The 19,384-nt window shown below is 70.3% G+C and carries 21 protein-coding genes; 10 read left to right on the top strand and 11 right to left on the bottom strand.

The features are described 5' to 3' along the window. Window positions 1-16: 16 nt before the first annotated feature. Both JYK18_RS44595 and JYK18_RS44600 read left to right on the top strand, forming a co-directional pair. Window positions 17-874, top strand: a complete 858-nt coding sequence (locus JYK18_RS44595) for a shikimate dehydrogenase (protein ID WP_206810310.1) — start codon at window positions 17-19, stop codon at window positions 872-874. Next, the gene (locus JYK18_RS44600) at window positions 867-2,621 is read left to right on the top strand and encodes a TIM barrel protein (RefSeq protein WP_307796360.1); all 1,755 of its coding nucleotides are present in this window, start codon (window positions 867-869) and stop codon (window positions 2,619-2,621) included. The genes JYK18_RS44595 and JYK18_RS44600 overlap by 8 nt, the downstream gene beginning before the upstream one ends. On the opposite strand, the gene JYK18_RS44605 is transcribed toward JYK18_RS44600, so the two are convergent. Further along, window positions 2,608-3,015 (bottom strand): Dabb family protein, encoded by a 408-nt coding sequence (locus JYK18_RS44605; protein WP_307796361.1) that lies wholly within the window; start codon window positions 3,013-3,015, stop codon window positions 2,608-2,610. The two genes, JYK18_RS44600 and JYK18_RS44605, sit on opposite strands and share 14 nt — an antisense overlap. Window positions 3,016-3,095: 80 nt before the next feature. On the opposite strand from JYK18_RS44605, the gene JYK18_RS44610 reads away from it, so the two are divergent. Together JYK18_RS44610 and JYK18_RS44615 are read left to right on the top strand one after the other, a co-directional pair. Beyond that, entirely contained in the window at window positions 3,096-3,716 is a 621-nt protein-coding gene (locus JYK18_RS44610; protein WP_206810312.1) for a TetR/AcrR family transcriptional regulator, read from the top strand. Window positions 3,717-3,724: 8 nt separating this feature from the next. Then, a complete protein-coding gene (locus JYK18_RS44615) occupies window positions 3,725-3,985 on the top strand; it encodes a hypothetical protein (protein WP_206810313.1) in 261 nt (86 codons plus the stop codon). On the opposite strand, the gene JYK18_RS44620 is transcribed toward JYK18_RS44615, so the two are convergent. Continuing rightward, window positions 3,945-4,508: a transcriptional regulator gene (locus JYK18_RS44620; protein WP_206810315.1), complete on the bottom strand. Its 564-nt coding sequence runs from the start codon at window positions 4,506-4,508 to the stop codon at window positions 3,945-3,947. The two genes, JYK18_RS44615 and JYK18_RS44620, sit on opposite strands and share 41 nt — an antisense overlap. Before the next feature lie 53 nt (window positions 4,509-4,561). Here JYK18_RS44620 and JYK18_RS44625 point away from each other — a divergent pair, with 53 nt between their 5' ends. Then, entirely contained in the window at window positions 4,562-5,746 is a 1,185-nt protein-coding gene (locus JYK18_RS44625; protein WP_307796362.1) for an MFS transporter, read from the top strand. On the opposite strand, the gene JYK18_RS44630 is transcribed toward JYK18_RS44625, so the two are convergent. Beyond that, the gene (locus JYK18_RS44630; protein ID WP_206810317.1) at window positions 5,743-7,599 is read right to left on the bottom strand and encodes an ABC transporter ATP-binding protein; all 1,857 of its coding nucleotides are present in this window, start codon (window positions 7,597-7,599) and stop codon (window positions 5,743-5,745) included. The two genes, JYK18_RS44625 and JYK18_RS44630, sit on opposite strands and share 4 nt — an antisense overlap. Further along, window positions 7,596-9,329 carry an ABC transporter ATP-binding protein gene (locus JYK18_RS44635; protein ID WP_206810797.1) on the bottom strand — a complete coding sequence of 578 codons (1,734 nt, stop codon included), beginning with the start codon at window positions 9,327-9,329 and terminating at the stop codon, window positions 7,596-7,598. Before JYK18_RS44635 ends, JYK18_RS44630 begins: the two co-directional genes overlap by 4 nt. 88 nt (window positions 9,330-9,417) lie before the next feature. Here JYK18_RS44635 and JYK18_RS48230 point away from each other — a divergent pair, with 88 nt between their 5' ends. Next, complete coding sequence (locus JYK18_RS48230) at window positions 9,418-10,011, top strand: TetR/AcrR family transcriptional regulator (RefSeq protein WP_206810319.1); 594 nt, start codon at window positions 9,418-9,420, stop codon at window positions 10,009-10,011. Window positions 10,012-10,049: 38 nt separating this feature from the next. After that, the gene (locus tag JYK18_RS44645) at window positions 10,050-10,490 is read left to right on the top strand and encodes an NUDIX hydrolase (protein WP_307796363.1); all 441 of its coding nucleotides are present in this window, start codon (window positions 10,050-10,052) and stop codon (window positions 10,488-10,490) included. On the opposite strand, the gene JYK18_RS44650 is transcribed toward JYK18_RS44645, so the two are convergent. After that, window positions 10,477-10,878, bottom strand: coding sequence for a VOC family protein (locus JYK18_RS44650; RefSeq protein WP_206810321.1), 402 nt, complete (start codon window positions 10,876-10,878; stop codon window positions 10,477-10,479). The two genes, JYK18_RS44645 and JYK18_RS44650, sit on opposite strands and share 14 nt — an antisense overlap. A gap of 177 nt (window positions 10,879-11,055) precedes the next feature. Here JYK18_RS44650 and JYK18_RS44655 point away from each other — a divergent pair, with 177 nt between their 5' ends. After that, on the top strand, window positions 11,056-12,273 hold the full coding sequence (locus JYK18_RS44655; protein WP_206810323.1) for a cytochrome P450: 1,218 nt from the start codon (window positions 11,056-11,058) through the stop codon (window positions 12,271-12,273). Window positions 12,274-12,378: 105 nt separating this feature from the next. Here the strand turns inward: JYK18_RS44655 and JYK18_RS44660 are convergent, their stop codons facing one another. The 5 genes from JYK18_RS44660 to JYK18_RS44680 all read right to left on the bottom strand — a co-directional run bounded on the left by JYK18_RS44660 (window position 12,379) and on the right by JYK18_RS44680 (window position 16,470). Beyond that, complete coding sequence (locus tag JYK18_RS44660) at window positions 12,379-13,665, bottom strand: cytochrome P450 (RefSeq protein WP_206810326.1); 1,287 nt, start codon at window positions 13,663-13,665, stop codon at window positions 12,379-12,381. Then, the gene (locus JYK18_RS44665; RefSeq protein WP_206810328.1) at window positions 13,662-14,291 is read right to left on the bottom strand and encodes an ATP/GTP-binding protein; all 630 of its coding nucleotides are present in this window, start codon (window positions 14,289-14,291) and stop codon (window positions 13,662-13,664) included. Before JYK18_RS44665 ends, JYK18_RS44660 begins: the two co-directional genes overlap by 4 nt. Beyond that, window positions 14,272-14,631 (bottom strand): DUF742 domain-containing protein, encoded by a 360-nt coding sequence (locus tag JYK18_RS44670; protein ID WP_206810330.1) that lies wholly within the window; start codon window positions 14,629-14,631, stop codon window positions 14,272-14,274. The genes JYK18_RS44665 and JYK18_RS44670 overlap by 20 nt, the downstream gene beginning before the upstream one ends. Then, complete coding sequence (locus JYK18_RS44675) at window positions 14,628-15,044, bottom strand: roadblock/LC7 domain-containing protein (protein ID WP_206810332.1); 417 nt, start codon at window positions 15,042-15,044, stop codon at window positions 14,628-14,630. Before JYK18_RS44675 ends, JYK18_RS44670 begins: the two co-directional genes overlap by 4 nt. A 61-nt stretch (window positions 15,045-15,105) precedes the next feature. Beyond that, window positions 15,106-16,470: an ATP-binding protein gene (locus tag JYK18_RS44680; protein ID WP_206810334.1), complete on the bottom strand. Its 1,365-nt coding sequence runs from the start codon at window positions 16,468-16,470 to the stop codon at window positions 15,106-15,108. A gap of 771 nt (window positions 16,471-17,241) precedes the next feature. Between JYK18_RS44680 and JYK18_RS44685 the strand changes: the two genes are divergently transcribed. Beyond that, on the top strand, window positions 17,242-17,865 hold the full coding sequence (locus JYK18_RS44685; RefSeq protein WP_206810336.1) for a Crp/Fnr family transcriptional regulator: 624 nt from the start codon (window positions 17,242-17,244) through the stop codon (window positions 17,863-17,865). A 6-nt stretch (window positions 17,866-17,871) separates the two neighbouring features. Here the strand turns inward: JYK18_RS44685 and JYK18_RS44690 are convergent, their stop codons facing one another. Next, a complete protein-coding gene (locus JYK18_RS44690; RefSeq protein WP_206810337.1) occupies window positions 17,872-18,393 on the bottom strand; it encodes a hypothetical protein in 522 nt (173 codons plus the stop codon). 151 nt (window positions 18,394-18,544) lie between these two features. On the opposite strand from JYK18_RS44690, the gene JYK18_RS44695 reads away from it, so the two are divergent. Further along, window positions 18,545-19,351: a Crp/Fnr family transcriptional regulator gene (locus tag JYK18_RS44695; RefSeq protein WP_206810338.1), complete on the top strand. Its 807-nt coding sequence runs from the start codon at window positions 18,545-18,547 to the stop codon at window positions 19,349-19,351. The last annotated feature ends 33 nt before the right edge of the window (window positions 19,352-19,384 follow it).

Raw genomic sequence — 19,384 nt, forward strand, 5'->3', positions numbered from 1 at the left:
CGCCGGAAGGCCTGTGGTGACCAGCTATCTCTTCGGACTGATCGGTTCCGGCATCGGGCCGTCACTGAGCCCGGCCCTGCACGAGCGCGAAGCGGACCAGCTCGGCCTGCGCTACCTCTACCGCCGCCTCGACCTCGACGTGCTGGACCGCCCGGCGGGCCAGGTGCTCGAAGCCGCGCGGCTGGCCGGGTTCGACGGGCTCAACGTGACCCACCCCGCCAAGCAGTCGGTGCTCGACCACCTCGACGAGCTTTCGCCGGAGGCCGCCGCGCTCGGTGCGGTGAACACCGTGGTCTTCGACGGCGGCCGCGCGATCGGGCACAACACCGACAGCACCGGATTCGCCGGCAGTCTCAGCCGCGGCCTGCCCGACGCCGCGATGGACACCGTGCTGCTGCTGGGCGCGGGCGGCGCGGGCGCGGCCGTCGCGCACGCGCTGCTCTCACTGGGCACCGGCACCCTGCACGTCCACGACGTCGACGAAGCCCGCGCGGCGAAGCTGGTTTCCGCGCTGTGCGGGCGTTTCGGTGCCGATCGGGCGGTCACCGGAAGTCTCGACGTGCTGGACGGCGCCGACGGTCTGGTGCACGCGACGCCCACCGGCATGGCGCGGTACCCGGGCAGCCCGGTGCCCGCGTCCGCGCTGCGGCCGGAACTCTGGGTGGCCGACATCGTCTACCGTCCACTTGAGACTGAGCTGCTGCGCACCGCCGCCGCCCGCGGTTGCCGGGTGCTCGACGGCGGCGGCATGGTGGTGCTGCAGGCCGCCGACTCGTTCCGGTTGTTCACCGGCATCGAGCCGGACACCGAGCGCATGCTGCGCCACTTCGCCGAACTCGCGGCCAGTGAGGGAAAGGTGTACGCCCGTGGCTGAGCGACGGACCGCCATCGCCACCGTGTGCTTGTCCGGCACGCTGGAGGACAAGCTGGCGGCCGCGTCCGCCGCCGGGTTCGACGGGGTCGAGATCTTCGAGAACGACCTGCTCGCCTCCCGCCTGTCCCCGGCCGGGATCCGGCGCCACTGCGCGGATCTGGGCCTGTCGATCGATCTCTACCAGCCGTTCCGCGATTTCGAGGCGGTACCGCCGGAGCTGTTCCGGGCCAACCTGCGGCGCGCCGGGCGCAAGCTGGATCTGATGGCCGAACTCGGCACGGACACCGTGCTCGTCTGCTCCTCGGTCTCGCCCGACGCGGTGGACGACGACGAACTCGCCGCCGAGCACCTGCACGCCCTCGCCGAACTCGCGGGGGAGCGGGGCATGCGGATCGCCTACGAAGCACTGGCGTGGGGCCGGTTCGTCGACACCTACCAGCGTTCGTGGCGGATCGTGCGCCAGGCCGCGCACCCGGCGCTCGGCCTGTGCCTGGACAGCTTCCACATCCTTTCCGTCGGCGGGGATCCGGCCGCGATCCGCACCATTCCCGGCGAAAAGATCTTCTTCGTGCAGCTCGCCGACGCGCCGAGGCTGGCGATGGACGTGCTGCAGTGGAGCAGGCACCACCGGCTGTTCCCCGGCCAGGGCGAGTTCGACCTGACCGCGTTCACCGGGCACGTGCTGGCCACCGGGTACGCCGGGCCGCTGTCGCTGGAGGTGTTCAACGACGTCTTCCGGCAGGCCGACCCGCGGCTCACCGCGGTCGACGCGATGCGGTCGCTGCTGGCGTTGCAGGAGTCGCTCGGCCTGGCCGACCTCCCCGAGGCGCCGGCGTTGCACGGGCACGCGTTCGCCGAACTCGCCGCGTCGTCGGGGGAGGACGTGGGCAAGGTGCTCGCCGGACTCGGCTTCGGCGTCGCGGGCCACCACCGGACGAAGCCGGTGAGCCTGTGGGCGCAGGGCGGCGCGCGCGTGCTGGTCAACGAAACCGGGGAACGCACGGCGATCGCGGTCGAGAGCGAGGACCCGGCGCGCTCGGCCCGGCGGGCCGCGGCGTTCCTGGCCCAGCCGCTGCCCCGCGGCCGGGAAGCGGTCGCCGCCCCCGACGCCACCGAGTTGTTCTTCTGCGGCAGTGAGGACTGGCTGGCGGACTTCGAACTCACCGGGGAAACCGAGAACACCGCCGGGATCACCGGGATCGATCACGTCGCGCTGACCCAGCCGTTCGACCAGTTCGAGGAAGCCGCCCTGTTCTACCGGTCGGTGCTGGGCCTGCGGCTGGAACCGGTGGTGGAGTTCGCCGCGCCGTTCGGCCTGGTGCGCAGCCGTGCCGCCGCGCACCAGGGCGTCCGGCTGACCCTGGACACCGCGCTCGTGCGCCGCGGGGAGTGGGCCCCGGCGGTGCGCGAACCGCAGCACATCGCCTTCGCCACCGGCGACGCGATCGCCAGCGCGAAGGCGATGCGCGCACTCGGCGCACCACTGCTGGAAATCCCCGCGAACTACTACGACGACCTCGAAGCCCGGCTCGACCTGGATCCGGAGCTGCTGGCCGCGTTGCGTGCCGAGTCGGTGCTCTACGACCGCGACGAGCACGGCGAGTTCCTGCACTTCTACACCGAACTGGCGGGGGAGCGGGTGTTCTTCGAAGTGGTGCAGCGCGTCGGCGGCTACCGCGGGTTCGGCGTGGCGAACGCGCCGAACCGGATGGCCGCCCACCGCGATCGCAGGCTCAGCGCGCGTTAGCGATCCGCGCCTCGGGAATGGCGTCGAGCGCCTGAGCCCAGTCCGGGTACTTCGCGACCTTGGCCAGGTGCAGGGCCATCACCTTGGCGCTCAGCTCCGGGTCGAGGTCGTCGGACAACCGGACGGCGGACATGCGCTGGAGGTGCGGCAGGATCTCCCAGTCCCCGGCCAGGTGCACCGGGTCGTGCAGGTACCGCTCCAGCGCGGGCAGGTCGGCGATCCCGGCGAGGTAGGTGTGCGTGAACCCCTCCGCCGGGTCGCCGATGTCCTGTCCCACCGTGGAGAACGACACCGATTCGACCGAGGCCGTGCGCCGCATCGCGGCCAGCACGGTCTCCTTGTCTTCTTCGGTGGTCCCGTCCTTGAAGCTGAACCGCAGGATGTTGACGATCACGCTGACCTCCAAATTGAACCGATGGGTTCAATCTAGTGTTCTCGAAGGTTCGTTCGCAAGAACCGGGATATGCTGCGGGGGTGACCACTGCCTCCCGGGGGCGGATCGACAAGCGGCAGTCGATCCTGACCGCCGCGTTCACCGTCTTCGCCCGCCGCGGGTACGCCGAAGCCTGCGTCAAGGAGATCGCCGAGGAGGCGGGCGTCGCCAAGCCGACGGTCTACAACCACCTCAACGACAAGGAAAACCTCTTCCGCCACGCCATCGAAGCGGCCGCCGACGAGGTGATGGCGGCCAATCTCGAAGTGGTGGAGCGGCTGCGCGAGCCGGGGGACGACCTGCGCGCGGCGCTGGAGGACGTGGCGCACCGGCTGGTCCAGCTCTGCTGCGGCGAGCGGTCGCGCTCCCTGCGCCGGCTGACCTACGGCCAGGTGGCGCGGTTCCCCGAGCTGATCGAGCTGGTCCAGACCCGGACCGCGGACAAGGTCGGCGAAGCGCTGGCCGACCGGCTCGCGCGCTTCTCGCTCGCCGGGCACCTGCGGCCCTGCGATCCGTCGACGGCCTCTGAGCACCTGCTCTCGTTGCTCACCGGGCCGCTGGAAACCCGCTCGCGCCTGGGCACGCGCAAGGTGCCGGCGCCGGAGATGCGGGCCGTCTCCGACGCGGCCGTCGACACCTTCCTGCGTGCGTACGCGGCCTGATGACCTCGATGCGGACGCGACCGGTACGGGACCGTCCCGGCAAGCGCGCGTGGCTCGGGCCGATCGCGCTGCTGCTGGCCGTGCTGTGCTGGGTGACGCCGGTGGGCGGGGTGGCGGTGGCCGCCGCCGCGATCGCCTGCGCGAGCGCGTCCATCCTCACCGACCGCCAGTACCGGCTCGACTGGACCGCGGTGGCCGGCGCCTCGATCGCCGCCGGTCAGCTGTTCTTCACGGTGTTCCTGATGGCGATGGAGGCGGCGGGTCACTGACCCCACCGAGACGGTGCAGCAGGAAGATCCCGTTGAGCGCGGGCTTTCCGGCGCGCTGGTCGTCGGTGGCCACGTACTCGTCGAGCACCTCGAGGATGCGGCGGTCCAGTTCGGCGAGGTCCTCGTCGGACAGGTGCAGGACGAACCGCTCGTACAAGCGCACCGATTCCGGGCCCGCCTCCCGCAGTTCCTCCTGGAACGCGACCACCGGCGCGGACCGTTCGTCCGCGGTCTCGGCTTCGAGCAGCGGGCCGTCCAGCCACCAGGTCTGGGTCGCGCTCCGGTAGGGCTTCTCCAGCGCGCCGCTCGCGCCGGTCCGCACCGGTGCCTGTTCGAGCAGCCCGGCGTCGGTGAGCTGGCGGACGTGGTGCAGCACGGTGCCGGGGTCGCGGCCGAGCCGGTCGGCGAGCTGCTTGTTGGTCAGCTCGTGTTCCTTGCACAACCGCAGGATGCGCAGGCGCAGCGGGTGCCCGAGCGCCTTCACCTCGCGGGCGGTGGCCGCCCGCCGTTTGTGGCCGGTCATGGGAAGAGAGTACATCGATGGACTTTTCCCCATCGATGTGCCACTCTCCATTGGTGGCTTCTCTGGGGGGTGCCTACTGGCGCCTGTGGCTTTCCTCCGCCCTGTCCAACCTCGCCGACGGAGTGTTCAAGGTCGCCCTGCCGCTGGTCGCGGTGGGGCTGACGCGGTCGCCCGCGCTGATCGCCGGGCTCACGCTGGCGGTCAGGCTGCCGTGGTTGCTCTTCGCGTTACCGGCGGGCGCGCTGGCCGACCGGCTCGACCGCCGTCACGCCATGCTCGGCGCGAACTTCGCGCGGGCCGGGCTGCTCGCCGTACTCGCGCTGGCGGTATCGCTGGACGTGGCGTCAATTTGGGTGCTCTACGCCATCGCGTTCGCGGTGGGCGTCACCGAGACGATCTACGACACCTGCGCGCAGTCGCTCGTGCCGCGGCTGGTGGACCGGGACCAGCTGTCACGGGCGAACGGGCGCCTGTTCGCCGTCGAACTGACCGCCAACGAGTTCGTCGGGCCGCCGCTGGCCGGGCTGCTGGTGGCCGCGGGCGCACTGGCCTCCTTCGCCACCCCGGCCGGGTTATGGCTGGCGGCGATCGGCGCGTTGTTCCTGGTGCGCGGGGAGTTCCGGCCGCCGAGGGAGGGGCCGTCGTCGAGCCTGCGCGCCGACATCGCCGAAGGCCTGCGCTTCCTGTTCCGCCACCGGGTGCTGCGGACGATCTCGGTGATGGTGGGCGTGTTCAACTTCGCCGACACCGCGGTGTTCGCCGTGCTCGTGCTGCACGCGGTGGGCCCGGGTTCGGCGATGGGGCTGTCCGAGCAGGCGTTCGGCCTGATGCTGACCGGGGTCGCGGTCGGCGGGCTGCTCGGCTCGCTCGCCGGCGAGTGGGCCGAGCGCGTGCTGGGGCGGGCGTGGACGGTGGGACTCGGGTTCGCCTCGAGCGGGGTGATGCTCGGGATGCCCGCGGTGAGCACGGATCCGTACGTCGTCGGCGCCGCCTTCGTGCTCGGCGGCGCCGGGCTGATGGTCGCCAACGTGGTGATGGTGTCGCTGCGCCAGCGGCTCACCCCGGACCACCTGCTCGGCCGGGTCAACAGCGTGCACCGGCTGCTGGCCTGGGGCACCATGCCGCTCGGCGCCGCCGCGGGCGGCCTGCTCGCCCAGTGGCTCGGGCTGCCCGCGACGTTCCTCCTGATGGCGGCGCTGACCTTGGCGCTGCTGCCGGGGGTGGTCCGCCTCCGCTAGTCGGTCGCGGGCCTGCGGAACTGGGCGGCGTAGAGGCGGTGGTACGCGCCCTCGGCCGCGAGCAGTTCCGCGTGCGTGCCCTGTTCGACGATGCGGCCCGCTTCCATCACCAGGATCAGGTCCGCGTCGCGGATGGTGGACAGCCGGTGCGCGATGACGAAGCTGGTCCGGTTCGACCGCAGCGCCGCCATCGCGTGCTGCACCAGCGATTCGGTGCGGGTGTCCACCGAACTGGTCGCCTCGTCCAGGATCAGCAGCGACGGATCGGCCAGGAACGCCCGCGCGATGGTGAGCAGCTGCTTCTCCCCGGCGCTGATGTTGGTGCCGTCGTCGTCGATCACCGTGTCGTAGCCGTCGGGCAGGCTGCGCACGAACCGGTCGACGAAGGTGGCCTTCGCCGCCGCCTCGATCTGCTCCTCGGTCGCGTCCGGCCTGCCGTAGGCGATGTTGTCCCGGATGGTGCCGCCGAACAGCCAGGTGTCCTGCAGCACCATGCCGATCTGCCCGCGCAGCCCGGCCCGGTCGAGCCGGGTGATGTCGGTGCGGTCCAGGGTGATCCGGCCCGCGTCCAGCTCGTAGAACCGCATGATCAGGTTGACCAGCGTGGTCTTGCCCGCCCCGGTCGGCCCGACCACGGCCACCGTCTGGCCCGGTTCGGCGACCAGCGACAGGTCCTCGATCAGCGGCGTCTCCGGGTCGTAGGAGAAGCTCACCCGCTCGAACTCGACCCGGCCGCGCTGGCCCTGCCGGTGCGCCGCCCGCTCCGGCACGGCCGGATCGGGTTCCTGCTCCTCGGCGTCGAGCAGCTCGAACACCCGCTCCGCCGAGGCCACACCCGACTGCAGCAGGTTCGCCATCGAGGCCGCCTGCGTCAGCGGCTGGGTGAACTGCCGCGAGTACTGCAGGAAGGCCTGCACGTCACCGATGGTCATCGCGCCGGTGGTCACCCGGAGCCCGCCGACCACGGCCAGCGCCAGGTAGCTGAGGTTGGACACGAACATCATCGACGGCATGATCACGCCGGAGACGAACTGCGCGCCGAGGCTGGCCCCGAACAGCTTCTCGTTGCGCTCGGAGAACTCCCGCTCCACCTCTTCGCGGCGGCCGAAGGCGGTGACCAGCTCGTGCCCGGAGAAGGCCTCCTCGATCTGCGCGTTGAGCGAACCGGTGTGCTGCCACTGCGCCACGAACAGCTTCTGCGACCGCTTCCCGATCACCCGCGTGACCACAATGGACAGTGGAACCGCGGTGAGCGCGATCAGCGCCAGCAGCGGCGAGATGACCAGCATCATCACCAGCACGCCGAGCACGGTCAGCACCGCCGAGAGCAGCTGGCTCAGCGTCTGCAGCAGGGTCTGCGAGATGTTGTCGATGTCGTTGGTGACCCGGCTGAGCAGCTCACCGCGCGGCTGCCGGTCGTAGTAGCGCAGCGGCAGCCGGTGCAGTTTGCCCTCGACCTCCTCGCGCAACCGGAACACGAAGCGCTGCACCACGTTGTTCAGCATCCGGCCCTGCGCCCAGCTGAACACCGACGACGCCAGGTAGAGCCCGAGCACCCACGCGAGCACCTCCCCGAGCGCGGCGAAGTCCAGCGCACCGCGCCGCACGCCCTCGATCACCACGTCCGTGGCGTGCCCGAGCACCTTGGGCCCGGCCACCGAAAGCGCGACGCTGGCCACGCCGAGCGTGATGATCACCAGCAGCAGCGGGCGTTCGCCGCGCAGCCTGCCGAGCAGGCGCTTCGCCGACGCGGTGAAGTTCACCGCCTTGCTCGCGGGCATGCCGATCGCGGGCCCGCGGCCGAAGATCGTCGCCTGCTGCTGCAGCGGGCGGTTCGTGGTGGGGGCGCTCATGCCGCGGGCTCCGGGGTCAGCTGGGACTGGACGATCTCGAGATAGGTGGGGCAGCTCTCCAGCAGTTCGGCGTGCGTGCCGAGACCGACCACGGAACCGTTCTCCAGCACCACGATCTGCTCGGCATCGACCACAGTGGACACCCGTTGGGCGACCACCAGCACGGCGGCGTCGGTGATGTGCGGCCGCAGCGCGGTGCGCAACGCGGCGTCGGTGGCCAGGTCGAGCGCGGAGAACGAGTCGTCGAACAGGTAGATCTCGGGTTTGCGCACCAGCGCGCGGGCGATGGACAGGCGCTGGCGCTGCCCGCCGGAGACGTTCGTGCCGCCCTGGGTGATCGGCGCGTCGAGCCCGCCGCTCATGGCTTCGACGAACTCGCGGGCCTGCGCGATTTCCAGCGCCTCCCACAGTTCTTCGTCGGTGGCCTCCGGTTTCCCGTACCGCAGGTTGCTCGCCACGGTGCCGGTGAACAGGTACGGCCGCTGGGGCACCAGCCCGATCCGGCCGCGCAGCAGCGCGGGATCGAGCTCCCGCACGTCCACGCCGTTGACCAGCAGGCTGCCGCCGGTGACGTCGAGCAGCCGGGGGATCAGCGAGACCAGCGTGGTCTTGCCCGCGCCCGTGCTGCCCACGATCGCGGTGGTCCTGCCCGGCCCGGCGCGGAAGGAAACCCCGCGCAGCACCGGATCCGCGGCACCGGGGTAGCGCAGTTCGACGTCGCGGAACTCCACCTCGCCGTGCCCGGTCACCTCGCGCACCGGGTTTTCCGGCGGCAGCACGGAGGATTCGGTGTCCAGCACCTCGACGATGCGCTCGGCGCAGACCGACGCGCGCGGGATCAGCGTGGCGATGAAGGTCACCATCATCACCGAGGTGAGGATGAGCATCAGGTAGCTCAGGAACGCGACCATGGCGCCCACCTGGAGCTGCCCCTCGGCCACCCGGTGCGCGCCGAACCAGACCACCGCCACGCTGGAGGCGTTGAGCACCAGCATCACGATCGGGAACAGCAGCGCCTGCAACCGGCCCACCCGCAGCGCGGTGTCGGTCAGCGCGGTGTTCGCCTCGGCGAAGCGGCGCGTCTCCACCGGTTCGCGGACGAAGGCGCGGACCACGCGGATGCCGGACAGCTGTTCGCGCAGCACCCGGTTCACCGCGTCGATGCGGTCCTGCATGGTGCGGAAGCGCGGCACCATGCGGACGATGATCAGGCCCATCGCGACCAGCAGCACCGGCACCGCGACCAGCATCAGCCAGGACAGCCCGGCGTCCTCGCGGATGGCCAGCACGATGCCGCCGACGGACATGATCGGCGCGGTGACCAGCATCGTGCAGGCCATCACCACCAGCATCTGCACCTGCTGCACGTCGTTGGTGTTGCGGGTGATCAGCGAGGCGGCGCCGAAGCCGGAGACCTCCCTGGCCGAGAACGCGCCCGCGCGGTGGAACAGCGACGCGCGCACGTCGCGGCCGAAGCTCATCGCCACCCGCGCGCCGAGGTAGACCGCACCGGTGGAGCACAGGATCTGCAGCAGCGTGACGGCGAGCATCCAGCCGCCGACGCGCAGGATGTAGGCGGTGTCCCCGGTGGCCACGCCCTGGTCGATGATGTCGGCGTTCAGGGTCGGCAGGTACAGCGAGCCCATCGTGCCGACCAGTTGCAGGAGCACCACGCCGGTCAGTTCACGCCGGTACGGCCGCAGGTGACCGCGCAGCAGGCGACTCAGCAAGCCCAACCCCCAGGAAGAAACGTTCCGTATCTAACCGCGCCAGGCTACAGTCCCGGTCGGGAAACGCAACTGGGATAAAAGGGGCACTGTGGCAGAGGCGAGGCCGCGCCGCCGGGGCGAACACCTCGAACAGGCGATCTTCGAAGCCGTCTGGGCGGAACTGCTCGACGTCGGTTACGCGAAGCTCACCATGGAGGCGGTCGCCGCGCGGGCCGGGACCAGCAAGCCGGTGCTGTACCGGCGGTGGGCCGGGCGGGCCGAACTGGTGCTGGCGGCGTGGCGGCACCGGCTCCCGGTGTCGCTGGAACTGCCGGACACCGGGACGCTGCCGGCGGACCTGAAGGAGCTGCTCGGCCGGTCGCTGTGCCGGTTCGAGGACTTCTCGCCGGACCTGCTGGCCGGGCTGACCACCGAGACCTTCCGCGATCCGGAGGTGTTCGCCCTGCTGCGCAAGCAGATCGCGAAGGCCGCGCCGGGACAGGCGTTCGAGGCGCTGATCCGACGGGCGGTCGAACGCGGTGAACTCGCCGAGCCGCGGCTGACCCCGCGTGTGCTCGCGCTGCCGCTGGACCTGATCCGCGCGGACGCGGTGCTCTACGGCAGGCAGTTGACCGAGGCGCGCATCGCCGAGATCGTCGACGACGTCTTCCTCCCGCTGCTGCGCGGCCTCGCGGCTCAGTGAGCACCGCGCCCCGGACGCGGGCGGCTACTGTCGGCCCCGTGGTGCGCGACGAACTGGGCAACGAACTGCGGGGCTTCCACCCGGCACTCGGTCCCGAGCCGATGCCGCTCGCGCTGGTGGTGGTCGAATCCGGCGGGCTGGTGCTGCTGATGCTCAACGCCTTCCGCCGGACGTGGGAGCTGCCCGGCGGCATGCTCGAACCGGGGGAGACCCCGGAAGCGGCGGCCCTGCGGGAACTCGCCGAGGAAACCGGCCTCACGGCCACGGCGGCGGAGTTCGCCGCCGTGGCCGAGTTCGCGTTGGTGGCGCCGGTCCGGCGCGAGTTCGCCGCGCTCTACCGGCTCTCGCTGCCCGGCCGCCCGCGGCCGGTGGTCAGCGACGAGGCACTGGACTTCCGGTGGTGGGACCCGGCCACGCCGGTCCCCGAAGCGACGAGCCCGCTCGACGCCGAGATCGCGCGCGTGCTCAGGCGCCGCTGATGTTGACCATCCAGGAAATGCCGAACTGGTCTTCGCAGGCGCCGAATTCGTCACCCCACATCTGCTTTTCCAGCGGTACCGAAACGGTGCCCTTGCCGGACAGCTGCTCCCAGTAACCACGCAGTTCGCCCGAGTCGTCGCCGCTGAGGCTGATGGCGATGTTCGTGCCGGGGTTGTATTCCATGCCGGTCGGCGTGTCCGCGCCCATCAGGGTGAACCCGCCCGGGGTCTCCAGCATGCCGTGCATGATCTTGTCCTGGTCGTGGTCGGCGCCGGATTCCCCGAAGGTGTTCAGCACCAGGTCCCCGCCGAACACCTCGCGGTAGAACTCCATCGCCGCGCGCGCGTTGCCGTCGAAGCTGATGTAGGGATTGAGCCGACTGGGCATCGGAAGCTCCTCTGTTCGTGACGGAGCGCCATACTCGCAGACCGGCCCCGAACCCGACAACGCTCGATCCGGTAACACCCGATTACGGCATTCGGCTCGGGTTTTCACTCCGGAGTGGGTAATTCCCGTGCCTCTCGCTAACGTGGCTGACCCGTTCACTGCCGACCGAGGAGTGTCATGACTACCGCACGTGAGGCACCGGACATCCTTTCCGCCGAATTCGCCGCGGACCCGTACTCGGCCTACCGGATCATGCTCGCCGACCGGCCGCTGATCTGGCACGAGGCCATGTCGAGCTACATCGTCTCCCGCTACGAGGACGTGTCGCGGGCGTTCAAGGAACCGGCCTTCACCACGGACAACTACGACTGGCAGCTGGAACCGGTGCACGGCAAGACCATTCTCCAGCTGAGCGGCCGCGAGCACGCCGTGCGCCGCGCGCTGATCGCGCCCGCGTTCCGCGGCAGCGAACTCGAGCGCCGGTTCCGCCCGGTCATCGAAGCCAACGCGCGCCGGTTGATCGATGCCTTCCGCGACAAGGGATCCGCCGATCTGGTCACCGACTTCGCCCGCCGGTTCCCGATCGGGGTGATCGTCGACATGCTGGGCCTCGACGCGGGCGACCACGACCGGTTCCAGCGCTGGTACACCTCGATCATCGCCTTCCTCGGCAACCTCAGCCAGGACGAGCGGATCACCGCGGACGGCCTGCGCACCCGCGCGGAGTTCGCCGAGTACATGGTGCCGATCATCCGGCTGCGCCGGGAAAACCCCGGCGACGACCTGCTCTCCACCCTGTGCGCGGCCGAGGTCGACGGCACGAGGATGAGCGACGAGGACATCAAGGCCTTCTGCAGCCTGCTGCTCGCCGCCGGCGGCGAGACCACCGACAAGGCGATCGCGAGCATCTTCCAGAACCTGCTGCGGCACCCGGACCAGCTCGCCGCGGTGCGGGCCGACCGGAGCCTGATCCCCCAGGCGTTCGCGGAAACCCTGCGCTACACCCCGCCGGTGCACATGATCATGCGCCAGCCCGCCGAGGACGTCGAACTCGGCGGCGGCGTGATCCCGGCGGGCAGCACGGTGACCTGCCTGATCGGCGCGGCCAACCGCGACAGCCGCCGCTTCGCCGACGCCGACCGGTTCGACATCTTCCGCACCGACCTGCCCACCCACACCGCGTTCTCCGCGGCGGCGAGCCACCTGTCCTTCGCACTGGGACGGCACTTCTGCGTCGGCGCGCTGCTGGCGAAGACCGAGGTGGAGGTCGGCGTGAACCAGCTGCTCGACGCCATGCCGGACCTGCGCTTCGCCGACGGCTTCACCCCGGCGGAGGAGGGCGTGTTCACCCGGGGCCCGGCCTGTCTCCCGGTCCGCTTCACCCCGGCGGCCTGAGCGCGCGGGTGTGGGACCCGGCCGCCGGAACTCGCCCCCCGCACGGCGAGTTCCGGCGAGTCCCACACCCGCGGCCTTCCGCTCCCCGCGCCGGGAGCAGAAGGGTCAGCGCACCCGGCCGAGCGGCGCGGCCCCGAGCGCGCCGGCGACGTGGGTCGGGGTGAAGGTGACCGGCAGGCTCTCCAGCCCGCGCATCCACACCGACGGGTGCCACACCAGCGCGTCCCCCTCGACCGCGAGCGAGACGTCCGGCAGCCGGTCGAGCAGCACCTCGATGGTGGTCCTGGCGATCACCTCGGCCACCTCCGGCGCCGGGTACGGGCAGCCGTGCTCGCCGTGGCCGAAGGACATGTGCGCGTGGTTGCCCAGCGAACCGGCCGAAGAGTCGGGGCGCACCAGCGGATCCGAGTTCGCCGCGGCCAGCCCCATCACCACCAGGTCGCCCGAGCGCACCCGCTGCCCGCCGAGCTGGGTGTCCCTGGTGGCGAAGCGGCCGATGAAGTTCTGCGTCGGCGTGTCGTGCCAGAGCACCTCGTTCAGCGCCTGCCCGACGCTGCCGCGCCCACCGGACAGGGTCATCGCGAACCGCAGGTCGGTCAGCATCAGCCGGATGGTGTTGCCGATCCAGTTCGCCGTCGGCTGCTGCGCGGCCGCGGTGACCACCAGCAGGTCCTGCACGATCTCCTCCTCGGACAGCCCGGCGGGGGAGGCCAGCAGCTGCGAGGGCAGGTCGGTGCCCGGGTAGTCCCGTTTGTACGCCACCAGCGCGCGCATCGCGGCCTGCACCCGCAGGTGCGCGTTCATCGCGTCCGGCCCGACGTCCAGCGAGATCGCCACATCCCGCACCAGCGCCGGGGTCTCCGCCTCCGGCATGCCGTAGATCTTCGCCACCGCCAGCAACGGGATGCGCATCGCGTACTGCGCCACCAGATCCGCTTCGCCGGTCCCGGCGAAGGCGTCGATCAGCCGGTCGGCGATCCGCTCGCAGTGCGCGCCCAGCTCGAACTGGTCCACCGCGGCGAGCGCCTCGCTGATCGCGCCCGCGCGGCGGCGGTGCTCGGCGCCCTCGGTGAACATCACCGACGGGTTGTGCGCCACGTACGGCAGCAGCGGCCAGTCGGCGGGCACGCGCTCCCATTCGTTCCAGCGGCGGGTGTCCCTGGCGAACAGCTGCGAATCGCTGGTGACCTGGTGCATCTCGCGGTACCCGGAGACGAACCACGCCGGGATGTCGCCGTCGAGCAGGATCGGCGCCACCGGCCCGTACTCGTCGCGGATGGCGGCGTAGAGCTTGGCCGGATCGGTGTTGAACTGCGGGCCGTAGAGCCGGACCCGCTCCACCGGGGCGGCCGGCGGCCAGGCGGGGTCGGCGGAGTGGCGGAACTCGGTCATGGTGCGGTCTCCCGGGCGGCTGACAGGGCGGAGAGGTGGTAGAGGTGGTCGACGAGGGCGATCAGGACCTGTTTGGCCGAGGACCGCGCCCGCGCGTCGCAGTCGATCAGCGGGATCCCGTCGGGCAGGGACAGCGCCTCGCGCACGTCGGCGAGGTCGTGCCGCGGCGGGCCGAAGTTGTTGCGGGCCACGATGAACGGCGTGCCGTGGTGTTCGAGGCGGTCGATCGCGTACCACGAGTCGGCCAGCCGCCGGGTGTCCACCAGCACCACCGCGCCGAGGGTGCCGGAGAACAGCCGGTCCCACAGGAACCAGAACCGCTCCTGGCCGGGCGCGCCGAACAGGTAGAGCACCATCTTCTCGTCCAGGCTGATCCGGCCGAAGTCGAAGGCCACCGTGGTGGTGGTCTTGAACCGGGCCCCGGCGTTGAAGTCCACCCCGGCGCCGGCCTGGGTCATCGTCTCCTCGGTGCTCAGCGGCCGGATCTCGCTGACCGAGCGGACCATCGTGGTCTTGCCGACGCCGAAGCCGCCGACCACCACGATCTTCAGCCCGTGCGCGGCGGTGCCGTGCAACGGGGTGCGGGCGGACGGCCCGGCGGCTGCTTCAGAGATTGCGGAGTCCAACGAGCACCTTCTTCAGGAATTCCAGCTCGGGCAGATCGGTCCCCGGCCCGACGGCGGCGGGGTGGCGGGCGGAGACGAGGCCGGCCCGCAGCAGGTCGGCCACCAGGATGCGGACCACGCTCACCGGCAGCCCGAGTTCCGAGGCGAGTTCGACCACCGAGGTCGGGTGGCGGCCCAGCTGGAGGATCCGCACGTGTTCGGACTGCCTGCCCGCCGAGGGGTCCGCTTCGCTGACGATCAGCGTGACCAGGTCGAGGTCGATCTCCCCGGGCCCGCTGCGCCCGCCGGTGACGGTGTAGAGCCGGTCGGGGTTCTCGTCCTCGAGCGGGCTCCGGTTCATGTCAGCGCGCTGGGCTGCGCATGCCGGGGTGGAGCGGTCAGGTAGCCGCCGATCTGCTCGACCAGCTCGTCCATGTTGTGGCCGATCAGCCCGACGTCGGCGTCCTCGCCGGCGATCACCGCCAGGTGCGCGCCGTCCCCGGCGTCGACGATGAACAGGATGCCGCCGTGGAACTCGGTCATCGAGTTGCGCACGCCGCCGGAACCGTCGCCGAACTCCATCGACGCGCCGTAGCACAGCGACTGCACACCGGCCGCGATGGCGGCCAGCTGGTCGGCCTGGTCGGTGCCGAGGGCGGCGGTGTGGCACAGCTTGAGCCCGTCCCTGGACAGCACCAGCGCGTGACGGGCGCCGGGCGTGTTCCGCACCAGGTTCTCCAGTAACCATTCGAGGCTCGGATCAGTCGTGTTCATCGAGTGTCGGGGCGGCCCGCCCCGCGCTCCCCTCTGCTCATCGGTGGGTGGACGGCGGGAATCACCGGTCTTCGCCGGTTTCCTTGCGGGTGCGCCCGGCCTGGTAGGCACCGAAGCGGGAGCCGGAGTCCGGCCGCGGGCGCGGCATGTCGCCACGCGGCGCGGGGGAGGGGCGCGACGCGGCCAGCGTCTGCCCGCGCGGGCGTTTGGGCAGCGCGCTTTCGGCCTGTTCGAGGGCGGGCGCGCCGACGGTGGCGGGTTCGGGCAGTTCACGCGGGGCTTGGTGCCGCGGGGTCAGTTCGAACGGCTCGTGCCGGATCTGGGTGATCAGCCGGCTCGGGATGCGCAGCACCACGCCGGTGCCGCCGCGCGAGGACGGGCGGAAGAACACGTGCAGTTCGTGCTTGCGGGCCAGGCAGCCGACCACGGCCAGGCCGAGCCGGGTGCCGGTCAGCGTGGTCAGGTCCAGCGGGGTGGTGGTGGACACGGCCGCCTCGGCGCGGGTCAGCGCCTGCGGTTTCATGCCGAGCCCGCCGTCCTCGACGGTGACCACCACGCCGTTGTGCAGGTCCTCGACGTAGATGTGCACCTCCTCCGACGGCGCGGAGAACCGGGTGCCGTTGTCCATCAGCTCGGCCAGCGCGTGCATCACGTCCTCGGCGGCGTACCCGGCGACCGCGGCGGCGCTGGTCGAGTGGATGCGGATGCGCTGGTAGGCACCGATGCGGCCCATCGCCCCGCGCAGCACGCTCTCCATCACGATCGGCTTGGTCCAGCGGCGGCCGGAGCGGGCGCCGGTGAGCACCGCGATGCTGTCGGCGAGCCTGCCGGCCTGCGCGGTGCTGTGGTCGAGCACCATCAGGTCGCCGAGGAATTCCTCGGAGCAGCGGTTCTGCAGTTCGCGGATGTTGGCCAGCATGCTGGTCGCCAGCGCCTGCACGCGCCCGGCGGCGTTGGCGCAGGCGGCGGTGGCCGCGGCCCGGCGGCGCTCGCCGACGCTGATCTCGTAGATCACCGAGCGCAGCAGCCGCGCGTGGTTTTCCCCCGGCGGGCGCGGGATCTCGGCGAACACGGTGTCCACCGAGGCGCCGTCGCGCAGCAGCGACACCGCGGCGGGCACGGTCTGGTCGACCAGCCTGGCGAGCTCGGCCTCGTGCGCGTCGGTGGCACCGCGGGCCCGGTGGACCTCGGCGCGGGCCCGCTGGAGTTCGCCGTGGTGGTGGACCGCCGCGAAGGCGGCGGCGCAGAGCAGCACCCCGGTGATCGCGGCGATGGTGAGCACGGGCCCGTGCGCGCCGGTGGGCACGACCGCCGCCACCCACCACCACAGCCCGCTCACCACCACGGCGGTGACCAGCGCGGCGATCAGGGCTTGGCCGAACGGTCCCCGCGCCGCGCGAAGACGAACAGGCGGCTGTTCCGACATAGCTCAGGTCCTCGTCGTTCGTGGGTGATTCTCGTACCGGGCGCGACCGCATTGTTTTGCGGCCGGGGTGCTGAAGTCGAATGCGGGAAATCGTGGCAGGGATGGTAGTACTCCGCCACCGGCCGGACCAGGCCGGGTGGGGTTTCTTTCCACTCTGGGCCATCCGAGTGAAATTCAAATACACCTGATCGAGGGACACTTTTTACGGAGCGGGCCGTCAGTGCGGAAATGCTCCGTTCGCGCTATTAAGCCACCCCGATGAAGATCAAATCCCGACTTGATCATGGCGGGGGCTCTTCGTCGGTGTCGCGAGCGCGCGCCTGCGTCGGGATCGTCAGTACGCGGAACTCAACGGCCGACGGTGCGCCCGAGGTGCGGTTGATCTTGAGCGCGCCTTGCCGACCCGCGGTCCGATGTGGGCAGCGGTTCGGTGTATCGCCAAAGTAGAATAAGGAATCGTCGGGTGAACGTGGCGTTCAGTGTGTATTTCGAAAGGTTCACATTTATTTTCCAATGGGTATTCCACGCCGTTCCGGCGATCGCGTTGTGCCAGGAGAGCGCGACCACGATCCGGTCGTCGCGGGGGCGTGGATGCTTCGTGGTGGACGTGATCGCCTCTGACTGCGGCAATCAACGCACCGCTTGCGTGGCCCCTCGTAGACTGTGGGGACCGCGTTGACCCTGCCGATCCGAAGGGGCGAGCGAGTGAACGGTCATGACACAACGTTTCCGGCAAGCAGCTTTCTTGCGGGCTTGCCCGCCGGTGCGAGGATGGCACTTTTGGAACTCGGAACGCTGAGACAGTTCGACGGCGACCGGGTGCTGCTGCGCGAGGGCGAAGTGTCCTCGCACCTGTTCCTGCTGCTCGACGGCTGTGTGAAGGTGACGGCCATGACTCCCGAAGGCAAACTGGCCTTGCTCGCCATCCGGGTCGGCGGAGACTTGATCGGCGAACTCGCGAGTATGGACGACCAGCCCAGGGTGGCGACGGTGACCACCGCTGGCCCGCTCCGCGCCCGGTTGATCAAGCAAGCGGACTTCCACTACTTCCTGTCCCAGTTCCCCGACGCTTCCCGGGCCGTGAGCCGAAGCGTGGGTGCGAAACTCCGCTGGGCCACGCGACGCCGGATTGACTTCAGCGGGTGTGAGGTCCGGGTTCGGCTGGCCCGCGTGCTCGCCGAACTCGCGGCTGGCTATGGGCACCGAGAGGCTGACCGGATAGTGATCGGTGTAGCGCTCACACAGCCCGAACTGGCGGCGCTGGTCGGCGCGGCCGAACCGACGGTGCACAAGGCACTGGCCGAGGCGCGTCGTGCGGCCATCATCGACACCGGTTACCGGCAGATCATCGTCCTCGACGCTGAACGGCTGCACGCGGTGGCCGGCGTCGACTAGCGTCTTTCAGGACACAGCGATCATCGCCAGCAACGCCAGTCCGCTCGTGAACATGGCCGCGGTTCCGGACAACGCCCGCCGGACGTGCCGGTGCTTGATCATCGCGAGATCCGCCAGCAGGCGGGCGAGTTCGTGTGCCTGCTCGCACTGCGCTCGAAGAGGCACCTCGGCAATCTGCGCATTGCCGGCGGCAACGCTCGGGAAGGCGAAACGATTGAGGGGTGAAGGCGCTTTCGTCCGCGGCCGCAATGCCTGGATCAAGTGAAAACCCGAGAGTGCGTAGCCGATTCCGAACGCACCGAGCAGAGCGAAGGCGAGGACCTGTACCGCAGGCGAGTGGCCGCGGCTGAGGAGCAGGCCTGCTTGCGCCGTCGTCAGCGCGGTGATCATGCTTTGCGCGGCGATCAGGGTGCGTACCTTCTCGTCCGCGTGCTGAACAGCTCCTTGAAAGAAGGTAACAGTTGTGAGCGCGGTGGTGAGTTCACCGGTGCCGTCGGCTAGCCGTGACGTGGTCGCTCTTCTCCCCATGACTGGCATGTTCTCCTCCGTTCTCTCTGATACGCAGCATGCGCTTCCGCCGCGTGGCTGAACCGATCGAAAGCTGGTTTTCGGGCACTCGGTGCGGTGAGGCCTCCCACCGGAAGATCCCGTCATTCGACGAGGTGCGGCGCGGAGCGATATGAGATCCCTGGACGAGGATCGCGCTCCGGGTGGGTGGTGCCGGAGAACGCCTGGACAACGGGAGAATCCGCTGAACCAGCAAGAGTGGCCTAAGGACACCCTGGTCGCCCGGCTCAGCCCGCGGGCACGCCGGGAACTGCTCGAACTGGGTGCTTTGTCGACCTTCGGCGCGCGGCAGACCGTACTGCGGCAGGGCGCGAGCAGTCATCACGTCTTGGTGATCCTCGCCGGTCACGTGAAGGTGCGGGTCGACACCGAGTTCGGTGGCCCGGTCCTGCTCGCCCTTCGAGGTCGCGGTGACTTGCTCGGTGAGATGTCCGTGTTCGAGAGCCTTCCCCGATCGGCGAACGTGGTCACCTGTTCCACCGTTCAGGCCCGGGTTATCCGGGACGCCCGATTCCACGAGTTCCTGGATCGATACCCGGAAGCCTGGGCCGTTGTCGCGAGGGGACTCAGCGAACGCCTGCGCTGGGCGAATCGGCGCCGTGCCGACTTCGTCGCTTGTCCGGCGCCGGTTCGGGTCAGCCGGGTCCTGGCCGACATCGCTCAGCGATACGGAGAGCGGACCGACGCCGGCTGGGACCTTGACGTTTCGCTCACCCAGTTGGAGATCGCGTCGTTGGCCGGGGTAGCACTGGCCACCCTGGAGAAGGCACTGCAGGTCATGCAGGGCCACGGGCTGGTACGTCGGCGCTACCGACGGATCGTGGTCGAGGATCTGGGTGGACTATGCCGTTTCGGTGAGTTGGACCGCGAAAACCCGTATCAATACGGGGTCGGCGGTCCCGATGTGGCACAGAGTTAGGCGATCCGTTCGAACCGATCTGGCAGAGGGAGG

Origin of the sequence: Amycolatopsis sp. 195334CR, assembly GCF_017309385.1 — a bacterium.
GTDB lineage: Bacteria > Actinomycetota > Actinomycetes > Mycobacteriales > Pseudonocardiaceae > Amycolatopsis.

Bases quoted from the DNA above. Each gene is read 5' to 3' on its own strand.
- JYK18_RS44620 (WP_206810315.1), bottom strand. From the start codon at position 4,508: ATGACCGGCCACAAACGGCGGGCGGCCACCGCCCGCGAGGTGAAGGCG.
- JYK18_RS44630 (WP_206810317.1), bottom strand. From the start codon at position 7,599: ATGAGCGCCCCCACCACGAACCGCCCGCTGCAGCAGCAGGCGACGATC.
- JYK18_RS44670 (WP_206810330.1), bottom strand. From the start codon at position 14,631: ATGAACCGGAGCCCGCTCGAGGACGAGAACCCCGACCGGCTCTACACC.
- JYK18_RS44690 (WP_206810337.1), bottom strand. From the start codon at position 18,393: ATGGGGAGAAGAGCGACCACGTCACGGCTAGCCGACGGCACCGGTGAA.
- JYK18_RS44695 (WP_206810338.1), top strand. From the start codon at position 18,545: ATGAGATCCCTGGACGAGGATCGCGCTCCGGGTGGGTGGTGCCGGAGA.
- JYK18_RS44660 (WP_206810326.1), bottom strand. From the start codon at position 13,665: ATGACCGAGTTCCGCCACTCCGCCGACCCCGCCTGGCCGCCGGCCGCC.
- JYK18_RS44650 (WP_206810321.1), bottom strand. From the start codon at position 10,878: ATGCCCAGTCGGCTCAATCCCTACATCAGCTTCGACGGCAACGCGCGC.
- JYK18_RS44655 (WP_206810323.1), top strand. From the start codon at position 11,056: ATGACTACCGCACGTGAGGCACCGGACATCCTTTCCGCCGAATTCGCC.
- JYK18_RS44685 (WP_206810336.1), top strand. From the start codon at position 17,242: ATGGCACTTTTGGAACTCGGAACGCTGAGACAGTTCGACGGCGACCGG.
- JYK18_RS44615 (WP_206810313.1), top strand. From the start codon at position 3,725: ATGCGGACGCGACCGGTACGGGACCGTCCCGGCAAGCGCGCGTGGCTC.
- JYK18_RS44675 (WP_206810332.1), bottom strand. From the start codon at position 15,044: ATGAACACGACTGATCCGAGCCTCGAATGGTTACTGGAGAACCTGGTG.
- JYK18_RS44680 (WP_206810334.1), bottom strand. From the start codon at position 16,470: ATGTCGGAACAGCCGCCTGTTCGTCTTCGCGCGGCGCGGGGACCGTTC.